Origin of the sequence: Chryseolinea soli (assembly GCF_003589925.1) — a bacterium.
In the GTDB taxonomy this organism is placed as follows: Bacteria; Bacteroidota; Bacteroidia; order Cytophagales; family Cyclobacteriaceae; genus Chryseolinea; species Chryseolinea soli.
On sequence record NZ_CP032382.1, the window covers coordinates 7,865,516 to 7,886,774 of the forward strand.

The 21,259-nt window shown below is 52.9% G+C and carries 10 protein-coding genes; 7 read left to right on the forward strand and 3 right to left on the reverse strand.

Annotated features, from left to right (window positions below):
- The first annotated feature begins 4 nt into the window (after positions 1 to 4).
- Complete coding sequence (locus D4L85_RS32730) at positions 5 to 952, forward strand: C45 family autoproteolytic acyltransferase/hydolase (RefSeq protein ID WP_119758309.1); 948 nt, start codon at positions 5 to 7, stop codon at positions 950 to 952.
- Between the two features lie 82 nt (positions 953 to 1,034).
- Here D4L85_RS32730 and D4L85_RS32735 read toward each other — a convergent pair whose 3' ends face one another.
- The 3 genes from D4L85_RS32735 to D4L85_RS32745 all read right to left on the reverse strand — a co-directional run bounded on the left by D4L85_RS32735 (position 1,035) and on the right by D4L85_RS32745 (position 8,326).
- Positions 1,035 to 3,941, reverse strand: a complete 2,907-nt coding sequence (locus D4L85_RS32735) for a SprB repeat-containing protein (RefSeq protein WP_160144153.1) — start codon at positions 3,939 to 3,941, stop codon at positions 1,035 to 1,037.
- Between the two features lie 456 nt (positions 3,942 to 4,397).
- Positions 4,398 to 5,771, reverse strand: a complete 1,374-nt coding sequence (xrtN, locus tag D4L85_RS32740) for an exosortase N (RefSeq protein WP_119758311.1) — start codon at positions 5,769 to 5,771, stop codon at positions 4,398 to 4,400.
- Positions 5,768 to 8,326, reverse strand: coding sequence for an XrtN system VIT domain-containing protein (locus tag D4L85_RS32745; protein WP_119758312.1), 2,559 nt, complete (start codon positions 8,324 to 8,326; stop codon positions 5,768 to 5,770). The genes xrtN and D4L85_RS32745 overlap by 4 nt, the downstream gene beginning before the upstream one ends.
- Positions 8,327 to 8,653: 327 nt before the next feature.
- On the opposite strand from D4L85_RS32745, the gene D4L85_RS32750 reads away from it, so the two are divergent.
- The 6 genes from D4L85_RS32750 to D4L85_RS32775 all read left to right on the forward strand — a co-directional run bounded on the left by D4L85_RS32750 (position 8,654) and on the right by D4L85_RS32775 (position 21,239).
- Positions 8,654 to 9,832 carry a glycoside hydrolase family 5 protein gene (locus tag D4L85_RS32750; protein WP_160144154.1) on the forward strand — a complete coding sequence of 393 codons (1,179 nt, stop codon included), beginning with the start codon at positions 8,654 to 8,656 and terminating at the stop codon, positions 9,830 to 9,832.
- 162 nt (positions 9,833 to 9,994) lie between these two features.
- Positions 9,995 to 11,338, forward strand: a complete 1,344-nt coding sequence (locus D4L85_RS32755; protein ID WP_119758314.1) for an IPT/TIG domain-containing protein — start codon at positions 9,995 to 9,997, stop codon at positions 11,336 to 11,338.
- Positions 11,339 to 11,353: 15 nt separating this feature from the next.
- Positions 11,354 to 13,054 (forward strand): hypothetical protein, encoded by a 1,701-nt coding sequence (locus tag D4L85_RS32760; protein ID WP_119758315.1) that lies wholly within the window; start codon positions 11,354 to 11,356, stop codon positions 13,052 to 13,054.
- Between the two features lie 4 nt (positions 13,055 to 13,058).
- A complete protein-coding gene (locus D4L85_RS32765) occupies positions 13,059 to 18,563 on the forward strand; it encodes a hypothetical protein (RefSeq protein WP_160144155.1) in 5,505 nt (1,834 codons plus the stop codon).
- Between the two features lie 8 nt (positions 18,564 to 18,571).
- Positions 18,572 to 19,096, forward strand: coding sequence for a hypothetical protein (locus D4L85_RS32770; RefSeq protein ID WP_119758317.1), 525 nt, complete (start codon positions 18,572 to 18,574; stop codon positions 19,094 to 19,096).
- A 4-nt stretch (positions 19,097 to 19,100) separates the two neighbouring features.
- On the forward strand, positions 19,101 to 21,239 hold the full coding sequence (locus D4L85_RS32775; protein ID WP_119758318.1) for a fibronectin type III domain-containing protein: 2,139 nt from the start codon (positions 19,101 to 19,103) through the stop codon (positions 21,237 to 21,239).
- The last annotated feature ends 20 nt before the right edge of the window (positions 21,240 to 21,259 follow it).

Sequence of the window (21,259 nt, forward strand, 5' to 3'; positions counted from 1 at the left end):
TTTCATGGACATTAAAGAAAAAATCGTTGACCTGGATTTACCGGCAGAAAAACGCTGGTTATTTCTCGAGGCCTATAAAACAGAAGTGAACGAATTGCTGGCTTGTTACCTGAAGGATTTTGAAGAGGCCACTTTCCTATTTAGTGCCTTGGGCGACTATAAACAGGCCGTTCTCCGGCCGGAATATTTAGAAGAGATCCGTTCGATAGCATCCTTTTCCCGATTTAGCGAGGACGAGGTGCTCATGGCCAATTTATATTACGATATCCTGAAGTTTTATTTTGGTTGCACCGCCTTCGCGGTACGTTCCGAAAACACAACGCTTCACGGTCGAAATCTCGACTGGCATACCGATAATGATCTGCTAAGCAAGCATTCCATGATCTTTGATTTTCAGAAAGACGGCAAAACGTTGTTCAAGACGGTAGGATGGCCTGGCTTTATCGGCGCGCTTTCGGGTGTGAAACCTGCGGCCTTTTCGCTTACACTAAACGCCGTGCTGAGCAAAGACAAGCCGGAGATCGCCTTTCCGATCTCATTCCTCCTTCGCGACGTCCTGGCTACAGCACGATCCTACGATGAAGCCAAACGAATCTTAGAGCAGACACCGATCGCCAGCGACTGCCTCCTGTTGCTATCCGGGCTCGGAGCCATGGAACAAGTGGTTATTGAACGCACGCCTCGTCGATTTGCATCACGGGTATCAAGCGAAGGATTTGTTGTGGTCACAAACGACTATAAAAAACTTGAAAATGGAGAAGCCGACAATATGCTGCAGGCAACTTCCTGTGGCCGTTATGACCGGGCTCAGTCGCTTCTCCGCGAAAGGGCTCCAAAAACGGCTGAAGCGTGCTTGTATATCCTTCAAGACGAAGACGTCATGATGGGAATTACGGTTCAACAAATGGTTTTCGACAATCGCACGGGCGCGATCACGCTCGTAAAATCTTGATGTGCATCAAATAAATCAGGATAAAAAAAAGACCTGTTAGCTTTTCAGGGCTAACAGGTCTCTAATCTGATCTCAAAAACGGCTATCGCTTCCTCGCCAATTGTCCGTAGTCTTTATTTCTCGACGACGTATACTTATAGAAGTAGAAGTGATCTGTGAGTCCGGCAGCCGACCACTCAAAATTGTAGTGCTGTCCTTTCGTCACTTTGCCTTCGTAGACGGTGGTCAGGCTGCGGCCTGATTTGTCCAGGATCTCGACCTTAACATTGTCGTCGTACGGGGCCGTCCACTCAAAGTTCAGCTTGTCTTTGAACGGGTTGGGGTAGACGTTGAGTTCGAAAGGTATTTTTGTGGCGCTGGCCACAGGCACCTCTGTCGCCGCTTGCTGCTGCACAGTAGCGACCGTAGTGGTGGTGGAACAAGGATCGCTGGATGACGGATCGCCGCCGCCCGTGTTATCCTTTTGTATACACGCGGTGCTGGTGGTATAGGAACAAGTTTGTGAGCAGCCATTTTTTGTAAGCGTCAACGTGAACGTTGCCGAGCTGCCGGGAGTACCTGCCGTATAAACCGCAGTAGAATCATTTCCCGACGTGATCGCCCAGCTGTTGTCCGTGCTGGTTACCGTCCAGAGATAATTGGTGGCACCTGCCACAGCCGTAGACAGTAAATTTCCGGCCGATCCGCACACGACAGGTTTGGTAGGCGGAGTGATGAGGCAAGACCATCCGACCGAAACCGGATCCACCGTGAATTGACGCGTGGCCGTGCAACCCGCTGCATCCTTAACAGTCACCGAATAGGTTCCCGAATTCAGACCGGTAACATCTTCCGTCGTTGCACCTGTCGACCACAGATAGGTATACAAGGGCTTACCTCCCATAACCGAGAGATCGATACCATAAGATCCTTCGACCCCACATTGCGCATTGCTCACCGCGCCGCTCACGTCCAACGCTGTCGGCGAAAGGATCAGGAACGAAAGCGTACGGCTACATCCGCTGGCATCCGTTACGACGACGGTATAAAATCCGGCGGGAAGACCCGTGACCGCACTACCCGTTGCACCGTTCGACCAGGTGTATGTATAAGGAGGAACGCCACTCACGGTAAGGGTGATCGACCCCAGATCGGTAGCGCAAACCGGTTGATTGATTTCACTGGCAACGGTCAGCGGTTTTTGGAAAACACTAATCGCCGCCTGCGTGCTGCAACCCGCCGCATCGGTTACCGTCACGGTATAAATGCCGACCGCCAGTCCTGTACGATCTTCTGTGGTTGGACCATCCGCCCATTTAATTACATAAGGAGATGTGCCGCCCACGATCGACAGATCGATCGCGCCAAACGTATCGCCAAGGCAACTGGTGGGGGTCACCACATAGGTCAGTAATAAGGTGTTGTTGAGCTTCAGTGTATAGCTTTTGCTCGTCGAGCAACCTAAGGCGTCGGTTATTTTTACGGTGAAGGTTCCCGCGCCAAGGCCGTTAATGTCTTGTGTCGTTGCCCCGTTGCTCCACGAATAGGTGTATGGCGTGACGCCGCCGTTGGGCGTTAGATCGATGCTACCGTTGGCCTGCGAACAGGAAGGGTTGAGCAGCGAAGCCGTAGCGCTGAGCAAAGACGAGTTTGTCAGCATGAACGATTTTTGCGCCGTGCAATTTGTTGAATCGGTTACGGTCACCGTGTATAAACCGCTGGGTACGTTGGTCAGATTTTGCTGGCTTGAGCCGTTGCTCCAGAAATAGGTGTATGTACCCACTCCTGTTCCGCCGGTCACGTCAAGTGTAATCGATCCGTTTGCCACGCCACTACACGCCGGGTTCGACACCGTCTCGGTGATGACGATTGGCGGTGGCGCCGAAACGGTCTCATGCAGCGTAAGGGTATTTCCTTTGGCATCCGTAATGGTGACGCTATACATTCCCGCCGTAAGATTTTGTATGGACGGTGTAGTAGCGCCCGTCGACCACGAATATGTAATGGGAGCTTGTCCATCCTGGATCGTGGCTCCCACTTGTCCGTCTGCACTGGCGGAACAGGTTACGTTTGTCTTTTGCAAAGTAGCCAGGAGTGTCGAACAGGTTTGCGTGGTATCGGGGGGCACGGGATGGGAAAGCGTGTCATAATCCACGCAATTACCATATTTATAGGCAACTGTGCCCAGCGTCTTGTTGCAGGTATTGTCTGAACACCAGGTAAACTTTATCGTGAAATCGGCGGGACGACCATCTCCGAAACCGGATATGTTGTCGATCTTCAGGCCATAGACACCGGTCGTGGGGTCTTTTCCAAAAACCTGTTTCCAATGTTCCGAATTGCTAACGTCTTTTAATTCGCCACAGGGAAAGCCCATGACGTAATGCGAAAGACCAAATGTCCGGGTGCCGTTATAGGAAACCTTGACTTCATACTCCGTGCACGTTTCTGAGATGGGCTCTTGCTTTACAATCACCGTCGAATAGCTGTTGTTGTCGCAGGTAGGGTGACCGCCGCCGGGTTGGCCACCACCAGGTTGGCCGCCACCAGGGTGACCGCCACCAGGGTGACCGCCGCCTGGTTGACCACCACCGTGTTGGCCATTACAGCTGGGGTGGATCGGACAAGTATGCTGCCCATTACAGTTAGGATGGACCGTACAAGTATGACGGCCATCACAGTTAGAGTTCGGATGGATAGCACAGGAAGTATGACCTCCACTGGAAGGTTTCCCACCGGAGTGACCGTCATTGGAAGGCTTCCCTCCCTTGTGGTTATCTTTCGAAGACTTCCCACCTTTCTTGCTATTCTTGGAAGACTTTTTGCTATCCTGGGAAGACGTCCCCCCCTTTTTGCTATCGCCGGAAGGATTCCAACTCGTGTGGCTATCATTGGAAGACTTTCCACTCGGTGTGGTTTTATCTCCTGGACTTCGTTTTTGTGCCACTACTTCCAGCGTAGCGAACACGCTGATCAATCCGATCAGACAAATGGTAAAGTATCGTTTCATAAGCAGGCATTTGGTTACGTCCCTGAATACACCGCAAAGGGCCGCAAATATTTTTTTAAGCAGAGAGGAGAGTATTACATCGTTAAAGGCAATCATTTCACGGTTGAAGCGGGATTACTATGGATCGCGATTTTTTTGACGCAGAAAAGCAGATGGAGGATGCGAAGGAAACTTACATGTGAACTTACGCGAAAATCCAGTTGAATGGACGATAGGGGCGTTGGATTGTGGAGCTTTTGTGCTCTAGGCATTACGTTGCGAAGGCAAAATCAGGCGCCAGGATTCAGAAGCCATTTTTTTCAAGGTTGTGGCTTGACTGAGCATTTGAAAGATTTCCCTGAGTAAGATATCTCGGTTCTACCGTTCTGTTTCCACATTCATGCCCATCCGCACGCACAACTACCGGCCCATTGAATTCTTACTGCTGACTCCTGACTAACGGCTACTGACTACTGGCTACTGCCTTACCCGTTGTTCAGGGCGAACTATCAATTCGCCCTTGAACAGCTGTTTTAAATTCCGGTCTAACAACATTTCGTCCTTCGCGGTCACGTTCACCAAGGCAAATCGTTCCTTTTCAGTCACCATCCGGCTTCTCCATTCCCATTGATCGATGGTTACGCGGTTGCCATTGGTGTACCACCAGGCTGTGTACAATTTTTCCTGGTCTCGGGACAACACTCCTTTGTAAATCTCATGCTGCCCCATGTGTTCTTTGCGGATGCTTTTGAATTGATAGCCGCTCCCGCGCCAGCACAACAGCGGGGTGTGCTCGCCGGTGAAAAATTCGGGGATGGTCTTTACATAGATCAGGAGATCGTCGGTGGTCAATTTGGTGATGCCTCCGTTTAGTTCAATGCCCTTTGCGTCTTTGAATTCAACGAAGGCGTGGGGAATGGACAACTCCGCGCCTTCCGGGCGGATGGTGAAGCTCATCGATAAAACAAAAATGCCCAATGCCGCAAGGAGTAGCCTCGATCGAATGGGCGTGTAGGTTGGCGTGGCGATTTGCTCAAATGGTTTCCCAAATTTCCGGACCAAAGTTTTGGCGAGAAAGTACAAGGGCACCATGACGTAAAGTAATAAACAAAGAACCCCGATGATCTCATGCAACGGATCTTCCGGCAGGATCCTGAAGAGCACCAGCATGACGATGCGAAAAAGATTCGATAGCACGTTCAGCCCGAACACTGCAGCAAAGAAGACGACGAGCCATCCCAGCGACAATGTGCGTTTCGCTTTCCGGTAATGATGAACGATGGCAAACACACCCATCAGCATGGACAGGCTGAGCATGCTCAGTCCCATGCAGGCTTCGTCCACGGCAAACTGAAAACCGTCCAGGATCATGAGGTTTCCCTCCACCTGAACGTCCCACCCAACCTGTAAAAGCATTCCCGCGCACTGGCTCAGCCACAAGCGGATGGGAAACCCCAGGATGGCGGTGACCTGTAGAAACACGGGCGACATCAACGCGATCTGGAACAGGATGATGGTGTTCAGCTTTCCCCCTACCGCTTCCCAAACCAGCAAAAGAAAAAAGGCCACCATGAGAAAGAAAAATATTTTGAGCAGGTACAGGTGAGCCAGCCATCCAAAAAAAAGAACACCCAGCAGATAGCACACATTGATGCGCGCCGGTCCTTGCCGGATGATCACAAACGGCAGTAAGACAAGCCCCACCACAAAGTTGCTCACGGTGACGTAAGTGAAGGGCAGCCCAATGCACCCTGCACACAGGCCCAGGGCCGTAAGCAAAATCAACAGCACCTGTTGACGGCTTACGGCTCCTGCATTCTGCATCATCGTGCCCAGCACAGCGAGTGTCATGAACGTCTCACTTTAAGGTAAATGACAAATGCTGCAAACAAAATGATCAGCACCCACTCGTGCGGCTCGGGCACCGCGCCGGAGGAATCTTTGGCAGCATTATCAAGGCTGTTCTTCGTGCCATGGATATTGAAGCGATCATAGTCCGCGCGTGTTTCCAGCACGATGAGGCTCGATACCGGCGACACCACATAGGCTTTGGACGCCTCCTCCACCAGGGCTTCGTTCACAAAATCTTCCTTGAAGTAACCGCCACCGACGCGCCGCATGATGTCGTTATAGGCGAACAGGCGGGCCAGGTGATCGGGGGCTGAATTAGGAGGAGGATTGTTGCCGGATTTCTTCCGGGTGAGCTTCAGGTTGGCATCGTGGAGCACGACGCTGTTTTCCGTTTCGTGTAGCGTGGGAAATTGCTGCTTGTCCAGTAAGGCGAACAATTCCTCCCGGGATCCTTCACCAAATTGCAACGCACGGAATTCGCGCAGCGACCCAACGTAGGTCGACACGTTTTCACCCAAATTGAAAACACGGACGCGCTTGCCGGACGCGAAAAATTTACCGAGGTGCACCGCGAACGGGCTGCCTTTGAAATCGCTGAGGTGTACCGAGAGAGCCCTCCCCTTCGTGACCACAAGGGGAGCATCCTTCTTTTTCAGCAGGTGAAATGGGAACAGGGAGAAGGCGCGTTTTTGCAAAGTTTCCGCGATCCGCCAATTCTGCTCGCTCAGTTTCACAAATTCCTCGTTATAGAACACATAGAGATTGTCCGCAAGCCGGTCTTTGAATGCCTCCACGTCGTCGGGCGTCCAACTGTTGTTGATGTCGAGGTAAACGGCGTTGGCTTGGTAGCGCTCATAATCGGGTGTGTAAGATTCCAGTGAATAGGTGTAGCCGTCGAACGAGAACGTGTTGTCCGAATTCACGGGCGACGCTTCCATTCCAATGTACAGCTCCGGATTGTAGGCGTCTTCGGAGATATAGTCACCTTGATCGTTCTTTCTAAAACCTTTGGGCATCTCAGTTTTCGGTGGTGTACCTATGAACGTGACGCGTGTCGTCTCCTGGGCATTTTCGGCGTTGGGCCCATCAAAGCGAATGCTCTTATAAACGATTTGTCCTTGTTGTCGCGTAAGGGGTGAGGTGACGCCGATCTTGAATTTACGCTCTTCTTTCGGCGTGCAGGGAAAGACGCGAACCGTCACCGTGTTTCCTTCCTGCCAATGCACTACCGATGGGTCACGGCTTTCTTTGCCAACGATGGTCGTATAAGCCTCGGTTGCCTTTTGTTTGGATGTCAGTATCGCTTTCTCTTCTACGCCGTTGATCCAAAGCGAAAGCGACGTGACCACGGAGCCTTCCGGGAGTTGAAAGGTGTAGATCGCCTCCTGCGTGTTGCGCCAGCGTTGTTTTCCCGAGTTCTTTACATTCAGGTATTTTTCGGTGTAGGCCAGGTGAAGATCCGGGTAGAGATCAACATCGGTTACAATGTAGGAGGTCGTCAGGTTTTCGCCTGACCAGAGCCGGTCTTCCGTTTGATGTCTGGTTTTGGTGATGGCCTGAAGGATGCGGATGCGTTCGTCGGCCGACAAGGTGCACTCCTTGACGCCCGTAGCCAGAAAAACCAAAGGGTCGTGTTTGCGCTGCTCTTCCCAGGATAGCCTCCGGGGAGCAAAGTCGAATTCCGAAAACCGGTCCTTTGCAGTGGTGTAGACCAAATCGGATTTGAGGATCATCCGCGTCATCCAATCGTCTTCCAATGTCTGTGCTGCTTTTACCCAAGCCGGAAGCTGGGTCTTCGGGGAGATAACCGATTGATTGGTCACCTTGGCAATCTCATCCACCCGGCGGCTCCATTCGGAGATGAAAGCCGCCGTGAACAGCAGGGGCGCCAATACGCCGACGATCATCCAAGCGGCCGGGACATCCACGTTCTTATGATAGTGTTTGATCAGGGCAATGACCAACACCACGAAACAAACCGGCACATAGATGAGCCCGCCGATCCCGAAAAATAAGAGCCCGATCCAACTGAACAGATAGTAGTTGGCGATGACCACCGTTGAATAGACATACAGTACAAACGCACCGCCAAGGCAAACAAACTGGATCTTGTTTACCCACGCCGGTAACCTGTCGAAATATTGAAAGCTCAGCAAGGTCATCGAAGAGAACACAATGTAAACGCTCCACCAGTTTGCCGACGCTTCAAACACGGCAAACTCGCGGTTCAGGGCAAAGGCACTGACGAGAAACAAATTTAACAGCACCACCGTTTTATGAATATTCTCCTTTCGCCAACTCGCCCGAATGCCATAGGCCTTGTTGTAGAGTAAGAATCCCGCATAGCCCAACGCCAAAATGTAATGACAGATAAACACCTCGAAAGTATAGTTACTGCCCTCCTGGGGTGTGAATTCAAAAAGCAGATAGAAAAAACAAGATGCTGCCAGGAAGACATATCCAAGCAGAAGAAAAGGATCGCGCTTTTGTTGCAGGGTGGTGCCACCAACCCCTACCGTGGGGTTGGCACCGATGGTTTGCTGGTCTGTTGTCATACGAACGGTTAACGACTTAAAAGTACTTTGTGTTTCAAAGTAAAATGAAATTTTCCACTTTACCAACCCGAGCTTCCGCCTTCAGGAGCCAAAATTCGGTGGTCAGTAATTAGTAGCCAGTTGTTTCGCGTCCTGACGAGAATGTCGTTCCATTTTCAATAGGTGTCGTATCGTTCGCTGATTAGCGGGTTATGCCGTGCGTTTCAGCCTCCTACCCCGCCATTCGTCGCTCCAAACCGCCTCCCTGTCGTTGGCTTCCCCAAAAGGGTTATTGTCTTCCGCCCGATTTCCTCGTTGATTTACATAGAAAAAAAAACTCTCATGTCTATGGAAACTGCTTTAGTGAAAAAATCGAATTGGACCATCCGGATGCGTCGCCAGGCTTTATTTGCGGCGCTGATGATGGTGCTGGTGTTGTTGGTGATCTTTTTGTATTCCTGTAGCTCGGACGACGTCACCACGGAGCCCACCAACCAGACCAAAAAAACATTCTATGTCGAAGGCACCCACCTTTTTGATCCCTGCGGAAAACAGGTGATCCTGAAAGGGGTGAACAAAATGAGTGTGTTCGACGAGAACGATCCGCAAGGCGCCGGATATTTTCCCGAGATCGCCAAGTCGGGTGCCAACAGTGTGCGCATTGTATGGCAAAAGACCAACAGCAATGGCACCGCCACCAGCCTGACCACGCTGGAAGCGATCATCAAGAATTGTATGAAAGAAAAGATGATCCCCATGGTGGAGATGCACGAAGCCACTTGCAACCTGAACGGACTGAACGACCTCGTCAATTTTTGGTCGAGTGCGCCGGTGGTGGCCCTGGTGAAAAAATATGAACACGCCATGCTGGTGAACATCGCCAATGAAGCCGGCGATTATTCGGTGACGGCCACGCAGTTCGAGACGGCCTATAAATCGGCCATCACGCAATTGAGAACGGCGGGCATCAACACACCGCTCATCATCGATGCGCCGGATTGTGGCAAGAACCTGGAACTCGTGGTGCCCATCGCCGCGAACCTGGTGAATCACGATCCGCTGCACAACATTCTCATCTCCGCTCACCCCTATTGGTCCAAGAAAGACGGTGCCACGCCGCAATTCATTGCCGGTCAACTGAACGCTGCCGCCACGGCACAAGTGCCCCTTATACTGGGCGAGGTCTGTGCGTTCGGCGGTTACCCCGGCGACAACGTGCCCGAGACTTACGGCTGCACGACCGAAGGTGCCGTGGACTATGCCGCCGTCCTCACCGAGGCCGCCAAGCATGACATTGGTTGGTTATTGTGGGAATGGGGACCCGGCAACGGTTATTACAACGTCGATCCCGTCGTCCTTTGCCCCACGATGGACATCACGACCAACGGAACCTATGCTTCCGTTCAGGCGATCACGCCGAACGATCCCAATGCTTGGGCCAAAGATGCCGTGATCACCGGTGCATACAGCATCAAGAACACCGCACTGAAGACCGCTTACCTTCAAAACGGGTTTATCTGCCAATAGGCCAACCGTAGTAAGCTTCTATTTGATCCACTGTTAAGCGAAACGTAGTATTCCGCCGGGGCCTTGTGCCCCGGGCCAGGGATCTATTTTGTGAAAAGAACGCCTCGTTCTCTTCGTGGAACCTCTTTGTCTGTACTACACTACTTCAAGACCCCTCAAAAAATGAAATCCTTCATAGCATCCTCCATGATCTTCATCGTGTCGGCTGTATCTCAGCAGTGCGCACATGAATATGAATTCAGCGACGACCCGCCGCGCCACTCGATCAGCCAGATCTCGCCGGTGTGCGGTCGGATGGGCGATACCCTCACCATCACCGGAAAAGATTTCAGTGACATCACTTCCAAGAATACCGTCTTCATCAATGGAACCAAGGCCGCAGTATTGCTGGCATCTTCCACCTACCTCACCGCGATCGTTCCCGCGCGTGCAGGCTCGGGCAATGTTTCGGTGGTGGTTGACAAGGCCGAGGCCACGGGCCCGAACTTTACGTACCTGCCCACCGGTGTGGTGACCATCGCTTCGAACGACCTTCAGATGGATGGCCTGGCGGCCGATGTACAAAAGAACATCTACGTCGTTCGGGCCGTGCTGAACAGCATCTACAAACGCGCTTCCTCCGGGGCCATCAGCTTCGTCGCCGGCGGCGGCAGGGCGGGCAATACGAGTGGCTACTTCAATGGGTATGGCAGCTTCGCGTTGTTCGACTATCCCTCGGATGTGGCGGTAGACAGCAAAGGGAACGTGTATGTTTCCGATACCGGCAATAATTGCATCCGCATGATCGCACCCGATGGATATGTGAGCTTGTATGCCGGCGTCGATAACTTTCAATACGGTCACCCCCAACCCGGCTATCTCGACGGGCCACGCAACCAGGCCTACTTCGACAGACCCCGGGGCCTCTTCATCGACAAGCAGGATAATCTCTACGTATGCGACGAAGGCAACGTGCGGGTGCGCATGATCACACCCGATGCGAATGACCTGGTGGGGAATGTAACCACCATCGCCGGCACGGGTGAACACGGCGGCAAAGACGGTCCTGCCCTGCAAGCCACCTTTAGTTTTGTACGAGACCTCGTGGTGGACGACGACGGCAATATTTTTCTGACCGAAGCCTACGAACCTGCCCGGGTCAGGAAGATCGCGAGCAACACTGGCGTGGTGAGCACGATCCTGGACGAAGCCAAAGCGCGCTATGGTTGTTCCGGCGAACCGTATGTTCCCCTTTCCATCGGAGGCGTAGCCCTCGGGCCGGAGGGTAATGTGTACTGCAGCGCCTATGTTCGCGGCAGTGGCAGCTACCTGACCGACCGGACCAAAATTATCACCATCGCATCCGACAACACCATCAGCGCGTTGGCCGGTGGTGCCGATGCCAACGGGCCGCGCGAAGGCATCGGTGAGAAGGTCCATTTTCCCTTTACGGGTTATTTGATCATGATGGACGGCGCTTTGTATACCGGCACCGACTATCAGTTGGTGCGCGTGGAGCCGAATTGACGAAACACGTGCATCATGAAAACGCTGAGAAAAAAATTTGCCTATGCCTCCTTGCTGGTCTTCTGCCTGACCGCCACTCACCTGGCGGCCAGCGCCCAGGACCTGGAGAACATTGCCCAGCAAAAGCCGGTCACGTTCTCGGGAAGCGCAAGCGCACGTATGCTGTTCTATTCGGCCAAAGGCATTCAAGACCGGAGAAAACCTTTTTCCTATGTGCTCTCCGGTTCGCCCGTGTTGACGCTGTATGGGGTGACCATCCCTTTCTATTTTGTGTACAGCGAACAAGAGCGCTCGTTCCGGCAACCGTTCAACCAGTTCGGGTTGAGTCCGCGGTATAAGTGGATCACGCTTCACGCCGGGTACCGCAACATTACCTATTCGCCCTACACGCTGGCGGGTCATACCATTCTTGGCGCGGGTGTCGATCTAACGCCTGGCATACTGCGCATTGGATTTATGTATGGACGGCTTAACCGCGCTACAGCCGTGGACACTACGTCGGGAACGTATGATCCTTTTCAGTACACCCGGCGTGGTTATGCGGCAAAGATCGGGGTCGGGAAAGGGAATAATTTTATCGACTTCAGCATGATGAAAGCCAAAGACGACAGCACCAGCGTTCACTATTCCGAAAAAATGACCTCGCGTGTGTCGCCCGCCGAAAATGTAGTGTTTGGAGTGAGTGGTGCCTTTACCTACAAGGGTGTATTTGTGGAAGGTGACGCGGGCTTCAGCTACTACACCACCAACCTAGGGTCGCATATCAAGGTCGATTCCATTCCGGATATTTTGAAGAGTACGCTGGGAAATTTTATCACCATCAACGGCTCCACTGAATTTTATAGTGCATACAACATTGCGGTGGGGTATCGCCTGAACGATCTCACGCTCAAAGTTCAATACAAGCGAGTCGATCCCGACTTCAAATCCATGGGGTCTTATTTCTTTAACAACGACCTGGAGAACATCACCATCGCGCCGAGCTTCTCCCTCTTTAAACGGAAGCTTCATTTCGCGGGCAGTCTCGGGTTGCAACGCGACAATCTTCAGAACCAGAAGGAATCGACCAGCAAACGGGTGATCGGATCGGCCAACCTTACAGCCAACATCACCGACAACCTCGGTGTGGATTTCACCTACACCAATTTCTCGACAAAACAACAACCAGGAAGAGTGTTCGTGGCGGACACGTTGCTCGTCACACAAACCACGGGAACCGTTGGTATCACGCCACGATACATTATCCCGAAGGAGAACGTCACGCACACCTTCCTGCTTTCGTGGAATCGCATGAGCCTGCAAGATCTGAATGCATCTCCGAGGATGAACAACGATCTCAGCTCGGTGAACATGTTCTTCAACTACCAGATCATGCTCGTTCCCAAAAACCTCACGCTCTACGTCAACCTCAATTCCGCACACCTCACCATGGCGAGAACCGAGACTGGTAACAAGGGCATTACACTGGGGGGCAGCAAGAACCTGAAAGACAACAAGCTTTCGGTGGGGTTGTCAATAGCGATCCTGCAATCTTTTTCCGGGGGACAGAAGAATCTGTTGCTGAACGATGGGCTTCAATGTTCATACCGGCCCAGCAAACGTCACACGTTCAGCACCAACATCAACTACATCGGAAACTTTCCCCATGAAGGCAATAAAGAGAGCACACGCTTTAGCGAGTTCCGGGGTGAAATTTCTTACGCCGTAAATTTTTAAGAAAATGAATTCAAAATCTAAACAACCTTTTCATATGTCTATTCCTGTGAAGGTTCGTGCCCGCGCGATCGTTTTGATCGTTGCCGTGCTTTGGCTGGTGGCCTTGGCCACGTATTGCCAGGCGCAAAATGATGTTACCGTTACCGTGATGGTGACCCCGCCCTATTCGACGAAGATCGATGACTATGAGAAACACCCCGAGCGCATCATCATCACGCTGCAGTCGCATCGCCAGTCGGCCGTGTCGTTGCAATTGCGCGGGGCGATCATTGGGGACAATGGCATCGAGATCCATGCTTCGCGTCAGTACCGGTCGCCGCGGCCGATCGATCTGCCTGCGGGCATGACCCTGCAGCTCGACGCGATGGCCATCCGTAGTTTGTTCGACATCGACAAACTCGAGGTGCGCGGCACGTCGGCCACCGCATTGCGCGAAGGCAACGGCTTGCCGGAGGGCATCTATCGCATTTGCGCGCGGGCGTATGATTATAATCAACCGGAAGTTCCGTTGTCGGTGGATGAGCCGATGGGTTGCAGCAATGCTTTTCGCATCACCAACCTGGAGCCTCCTTATCTCATCCGGCCGTATGCCGATGAAGTGGTGCGTGGCGTTACGCCGCAGAACGTGCTCTTCACCTGGAGCTTTCCGGCAGGTGCGCCGCCGTCGACACAATTCAAGTTGAAGATCGTGGAGATGCTGACGCCCGGCCGCAACATCAACGATGCCATGCAGTCGGCCACGACGCCGCCGTTTTTTGAGCAGACGGTGACCGGCAACGCGTTTCTCTATGGCCCGGCGCAACCCACGTTGATCGCCGGAAGAAAATATGCCTTTATGGTCACGGCGATCGATCCCTTCCGGAGCACCGTGTTCCGGAATGAAGGCCGGAGCGAAGTGAGCTCGTTTACGTTTGGCGAAGCGCCTGCAAACAAATTTCCGAACGTGGCGGCATTCAAAGTGATGAATGCCATGGGGCCCGTGGTGTGCAGCTGCCAGGAAGCCGTGCCAGGCGGTGGTGTGGACAATTCCAAAGCGATCGTCGGCAGCAAAGTGACCATCGGAAAATTCGAGATGACGGTGCTCGAAGCCACCGAACAAGCCGGCCTGCTGAAGGGACACGGCAAGATCAACTTCCCCATGATCAACAGCAAGCTCATCCCCATCCTGGTGGAGTTTGCCGACCTGCAAGTGAATGCCTCCAACCAGGCCATCAGCGGCACAGTGAAAGCAAAAGTGAAAAGCGATGTCGACTTCATCCCGGCCGTGCCTGCGCCAAACATCCAGTCGATTCCATTCACCTCCAGCGACGCTCAGAAGCTTGATGAATATTTCAAAGCCAACGTGAAGCAACTGGTTTCCAACATCAACACCGCCATCGACAATGCGGGGTTTGAAATGCCTTTGGGACTTGACAAAAACATCGGCGGCATTGGCACGGTCGTTGCCATTACCGGCGCCACGTTCACGCCCGAGCAAGCCACGTTCGAAGCCGCCACGGTGGTGAACATTCCCGACGGTGCCACCAAAATTGCGCTGGGTGCAAAATCGGTTTGTATGGACAACGCCGGTCTGTGCGGCCAAGGCACACTTTACCTGTCGAGCGACTTCAACATTGCTCCCCTCAACATGAAGCTCAAAGGTGTAGCGCCGATGCCCGTCAATCCGCTTGACTCCGGAACGTATGTGGTGTTTGACAAAGACGGATTCAAAAAACTTCGCATACAGGCCGAGTATGCTTTCCCCGCCGGCATGCTGGTGAAAAAATCGGACATGGTAAGCCCGGTAAAGGCGACGCTCACGGCGAGTGCCATTTCCTGGAGCAATTGGATGGCGAAAGTGGATATCGATCCATTCTATTTGAGTGGCAGCACCGATTTCGGTTTCACGCTGGTGGGCAGCGGTACCTATGATCACTCTTCCTCATCAAATCCTATGGGGATGCCGGTCATCGCCGCCAAGCCCAATCTTTCCACCCCCGACTGGAACGGCTTCTATCTTCCCAACCTGACGGTAGAGCTCCCGGCAATCATTAAAAAGGCATCGGGTGGGCCGCCCCTAACGACTGCCGTAAAAGATCTGATCATTGACACGCAAGGCCTGAGCGGTGCCGTGAACGCCACCAACGTGTTGGCTATTGGCGATGGTGACCTGGGCGGATGGTATTATTCGGTGGATAACATCGGCATAAACTTTCTGAACAACTCTTTTGTATCGGGGGGCATGAATGGCAAGCTGGTGCTTCCTATCTCCGGCTCCAACACCGCCAATCCAAAGAGTCAACTCGATTATACTTCCACTCTGAGCAAGCCCGCGGGTTCGCTGGAATTTCAGTTTGTGATCAAGCCGAAGAACGACCTCGAGGTGCCCATCTGGTACTCGAAGTTCACGCTGGCCAACACGTCAAACATCCTGGTGACCGCGGGTGGTGGAAAAGATTTTTATGCGGCCGCCACGCTTAACGGAGGTATGGACATCATCGCCGACTTGTCGCCGTTGACGAAGATCAATTTCCGGGCAATGGAATTCCAGGGGTTGAAGCTGCAGACCGTGGCGCCTTATCTCGACATCGAAACGTTCAATGCCGGGTTGGCCAGTCCGAACAAGTCGCTTGGCGGTTTTGATATTGGCTTAGAGCAAATCAAACCCGTGCTTTCCGGATCGAAAGCTGGCATCGGTTTCACGATGAACGTGGAGCTTTGCAACATCGCGTTGATGCCTAAAGCGTCGTTCAGCTTTGATTTGCTCGGCAAGTTGGACTTCAACGGCAAACGCCCTGACTGGAAGTTCGACAAAGTGGATCCCAAGAAAATCAGCCTCGAGGGAACGGTCGGTCCCGTCAACGTGAAAGGTGACGTGGCTTTCTTTGATGGTGATGCCGAGTTTGGTAATGGCATTCGCGGAGGATTGAAAGCTGTCATGTTTTCGGGTTTTGAAGCGGATGCGCAAGTACTGTTTGGCAACAAATCCTTCCACTATTGGTATGTCGACGCCCGGTTCAAATTGCCGCCTCCCGGTATCGCCGTGGGCGGGCCAATTCCCGTCAGCATTTTTGGTTTTGGCGGCGGTGTGTTTTACAACCTCAGTCAAAAGCCCGTACTCAACCCGAAAGATTTTTACAACGCTGGTCCCCCGCCGGTTGCCAACCTGTATACGCCGACAGCCAACCGCGCCGGTTTCAAGGCCACCATCATTATGGGGGTGAGCGATGGCACTTCGTTCCAGGCGTCGGGTACGTTCGAGGCGATCGTGAACACCAGCACCATGGCACCGGTGTCGATGAGCATTGACATCGATGCAGCAATGATCTGCCCGTTGATGCAAACGGATAAGGCGTTTGTGAAAGGCAAAGGCATCATTCGCTACGACTTCGCCAACGATATCTTTGATGCCATGGTCGGTGTGAACGTGAATCTGGTCGACGTCATCGACGGGCATGGATTTATCCACCTCAACATCGACGCCGGCAAGAGTCAATGGTTCTTCAAAGTGGGCGAGCCTTCGGATCGGATAAAACTGAGCCTGGTGAAGTTCCTGAACTACGACGGCTATCTGATGATGGGGAACCACGACATCCCGGGAGTGCCGCCGCCACCCCAACAAGTGCTCGATCAAATCAAAGGCTACGGCGGAAACCGCACGGGTGACATCGGGATGGGTGAAGGTCTTGCCTTTGGTGCCAGCATGGGTTACGGACCGGCGGACCTTCGCTTCCTGATCTTCTACATGAGGCTTGGCGCGGGCATCGGTTTTGATATCGCGTTGCGAAAGTTGAGCGAGGGTTGTGATGCGGCAAAGGAACCGGGCGTTAATGGCTGGTATGCCAATGGTCAACTGTATATGTGGGCCGAGTTCGCGTTTGGCTTGAGTGTGGATGAATGGTTCTTCACGGGCAATGTGGCCGTGGCCGAAGTGAAGGCTGCCGCGCTCATGACGATGGGCATACCGAACCCCACATGGTTCGACGGCTGGCTTCATGGCGAATACAACGTGTTGGGTGGACTGATCTCTGGTCATATGAACTTCCACGTTGAGGTTGGCAGTCGTTGCGTTCCGGAATACAGTCCGTTTGGCGGCATACCGATCATCAGTGAGTTGAGTCCAGCCGGAAACAACACGTCCATCCTGGCCGATCCGCAGACGGCATTCAACTATCCTGTGGAAACCGAGTTTGTCATCCCCATGCTCAACGACAAGGGTGTGCAGGTGGCCCGCACGTTCCGGGTGGATCTGCAACAGTTTGATGTGATCAAGAAGAGCACCGGTGAAGTTGTTTGCAGCAAGACACTGAACCGCACCTTCCGGATCTCGGATGAAGGCAAACTGGCCACGATCTATAAAGATGCCGCGCTTGACCCGAAAGAAAACTATACCATCAAAGTAAAGGTGCAAGCCTTTGAGATCATTGGCTCTACCAAAAAGCCCTGCACGTTCAAAGGCAATCCGATGATTGAAGAACGAAGCCTCGATTTTGCCACGGGCGAATGCATTGCCAAGATCACCAATGCGGTTGTGGCCACGTATCCCATCAGCCGGCAGCGTTACCTTTTGCAAAAAGAATCGACAACGGGATACATCGAGCTCACCCAAGCCGTGCCTTGTTTGATGAACGATCCCAACTATGATCTCTTTGCGATTTTTACATCGTACCAGGGTGGCAAGTCCGGAACCTTCGAAACGCCTGTGTCGTCCTATGGCCGCTACGGTGTGTCGTTCGCCATTCCCACGTTGCCAAACGATCAGGTGATCGAGTTCAAATTGGTGAAACGCATCAAAGCAACCTCCGTCATGGCGGCATCGGGCTCGCCCGGCAGCGGGATTCAAAAATTTGGACAACTCAAGGGCACGGCACTGATGGGTAGCAACTTTACACACGATGTGGAAAATAAGTATCTGGGCAGCTACAACTTTGTCGACGTGAGCAACAGCGCGTTGACCGGTGTGCACGTTTCGCTGAAGAAGGCACCGGATATCGAGTTGCACCGGTACTATTTTAAAACCAGCAAGTACAACACCCTGTCCGAAAAGCTTTCGCATTCCGAAGTGTCGTCGACGGCACGCAAAGATGCCTTTGGGATCCTCGAGTTGTATGCCGCTGAATATGGATTGAGTGAAGGTTTCGATGTGTTCGATATCCAGGGATTCAACTACACGTTTGCAGACGATGGCTATAAGATCGGTCCGTTGGTTGTCGTGTCTGAAGCCAAGCCGCGCAACCGGTGGTCGGAAGAACACACGCGTCGCGCCTTCTATGAACCTTGGGCCAAGGTTTTCTATGGCGGTTATTATGAAGAACTGGGCCCGCGCTATATCCGCTCTTTTGGCACGCCACTCGAGGAGATCGCCTTCTTTGAACCGGCATCGCGCCCGATCGACTTTTCTGTCGGGTCCGTCGATCCTCCGCTAACCAATGCGGAGATCAATGAGCAAGTCATCTCGCAATACATTAAGGTCTATGCCAACGAGGTGGCCAGCAAGTCCGCGGTAACTAAAATGATCATGTTAAAATAACAAACACTATGAAAACCTTTCAAATCATTCTATCCGTAGCCATCGCGCTGTTTACCGTCCCAGCCCTGGCACAACTGAAGCTGAGCGCCGTGGCGGCAAAACCGATGGCGATGCAATCCGCGTCGGCGCTCGTGAATAAATCCTATGAAGGTGAGGGCGTGGTTGCCTACGAAAAAAGTAGTTCATCGGTGAGCAAGCCTATCTCCGAGATGATGCGCAGATACGACAAGACGATCACCATCAGCTACCAGATCGCATCGGTGAACGCCCTCGAATGGATCAACGTTCGCAACCGGGCTGCCGACATTATCGACAATCATTTCTGGGATGCTCTTTTGGCCGGGCTTTATCCCGCGCTGTCATCGCTGGCGACGGACGAATTTGTGCCGATCTCCGCCTATGCGCCGCTCACGTTAAAATTGAATTTCAACTACGTGAGCAAGACGCCACCTTATTATCACCACCCGGAGGATTTCGCACAAACCAACACGGGTGCTCCCATTCACACGAAAACCATGTTGATAAAAAAATAAGATTATGAGAACGATTGCCCTCTTCCTCATCCTGCTGGCCATGCAGCACCTTGCCAATGCTCAAAAGCCGGCGACGCCTCAAAAGAAAGTGAAGGCGACGGATTCGCTGCGCTATGAACGATCGCTCCACATGGTGGGCAAATATTATGGCGACTCCGTCGTGTTGCGTTGGGCTCCCTCCGATCCCCTATTGTGGAGAGCGTATAACGACGCCGGGTATGTGATCGAACGCATGGAGATCACCCCAAAAATGACGACCCGGCCCGTGCGTGAAAAATTGAATGCTGCACCGATCAAACCGTGGACGCTCGCCGAATGGAAAGCGCGGGCGCGTCACTCCGACACCACGGCCGCCGTGGCCGCGACGTTGCTCTACGGCAAGTCGAACCTTCCCACCTTTAAGCCGGATAAACGCGGCAAGACAAACGACGTGGATCTCGGTGCGGCGTTCAATCAAAAATACGACCAGGAGAACCGGTTTTCTATGGCGCTGTTGATCGCCGACAACAACGCTTTCGTCGCGCAGGGACTGGGACTTCGTTTCGTGGATAAGACCGCACAGAAGGGAAAGACATATTTGTATTCGGTTCACGCCCTCACCAATCCCAGCGCAGTGAAGTCCGATTCGGCCGCGGTGCTGATCAATACGAATCAATCGCAGGCCATGGTGCCCATGCCGGAGATTCGCTATGAAGAACTCGACCGCAAAGTCACTTTTCATTGGAACCGGAAATTTTCCAACGCCTACTTCTCCGCATATTATATCGAACGCTCCGACGACGGTGGCAAGACGTATAAGCGAAGAAACAACAAGCCGTTCGTGCAACCCCTCTCGAGCGGAGATCGATCGAACGACCAGATCGTTTTTACGGATTCCCTTCAGCAGAACTATAAAAAATATTTCTATCGTATCACCGGCATAACTCCCTTTGGCGACCTGGGCCGGCCGTCGCCAGCCATGCCCGTGATGGGCGTCGACAAAACGGCGCCAGCGCCTCCGCTGAAAGTGGTTGCCGAACACCTGGGCAAACGAAAAGTGAAGCTCACCTGGCAAAAGACCACGCGTGAACCCGACTTTGCCGGGTATATGATTGGCCGGAGCGAAACCATGAACGGACCGTTCGCGCCGCTCACCATGAAGCCGCTGGGTAAAGAAAGTGTTACCTACACCGACACCACGGCCGTCCCTTGGGGAACAAACTACTACGTGGTGTCGGCCATCGACACGGCCCGCAACGCCGGCATTTCTATTCCAGCCTATGTTACCATGATCGACACTATCGCGCCTCTGAAGCCGATCGGTCTTTTGGGAAAGATCGACACCACGGGGATTGTTCACGTGAAGTGGACCCTTGGAAAGGAACGCGACCTGATGGGTTATCTCGTGTACCGAGCCAATGCAAAAGATCATACGTTCATCCCGATCACGCGGAACTTCATCGCCGACTCCACGTTCACCGACAGCCTGGCGTTGAACACACTGACGGAAAAAATATATTATCGCATCGCAGCCTTTGACAAGAACCGGAATCCCAGCGCCTACTCCGATATCCTGGAGTTGAAGAAGCCCGACAAGGTCCGGCCGGTAGCGCCGGTGTTCACCACCTTTGCCGTTTCCGATACAACGGTGAGGCTCTCGTGGGCGCCCAGCAACAGCGCCGATGTGAAAGGCCAGACGCTTTACAAACGCGAACTGGGTGGCGCATGGGCCGAAGTGGCCCGGCTCGGCAAAGACTCCACGCGGTTCACCGACACCAAAGTGAAAAAACAGACCTGGTATGAATACAGCCTCATCGCCAGCGACGACGATGGAAACTTCTCCGGACGTTCTTTCCCCCTGAAGGTGCGTGTATACGATTCAGGCATGCGGCAGAAGATCGAAGGCTTTGCGGCTAAAGTGAACGCCGACAAAAGATCGGTGGCCCTGAGTTGGAAGTACCCTGTGAAAGGCGACTATTATTTCCTGGTCTACCGGTCGTTCAATGGAGGCGGCCTGGAAATGTACCAGCAGGTGACCGGCGACAAATATGCATTTGCCGATACGCAGGTGCTGAAAGGAACGTATGAGTATGCCGTCAAAGCGGTCTACAAAGACGGTGGCCAATCGCTGATCACAAAAAACATGAAGGTGGAAATAAAATAAGGCGGGGGCGTATTTCTAGG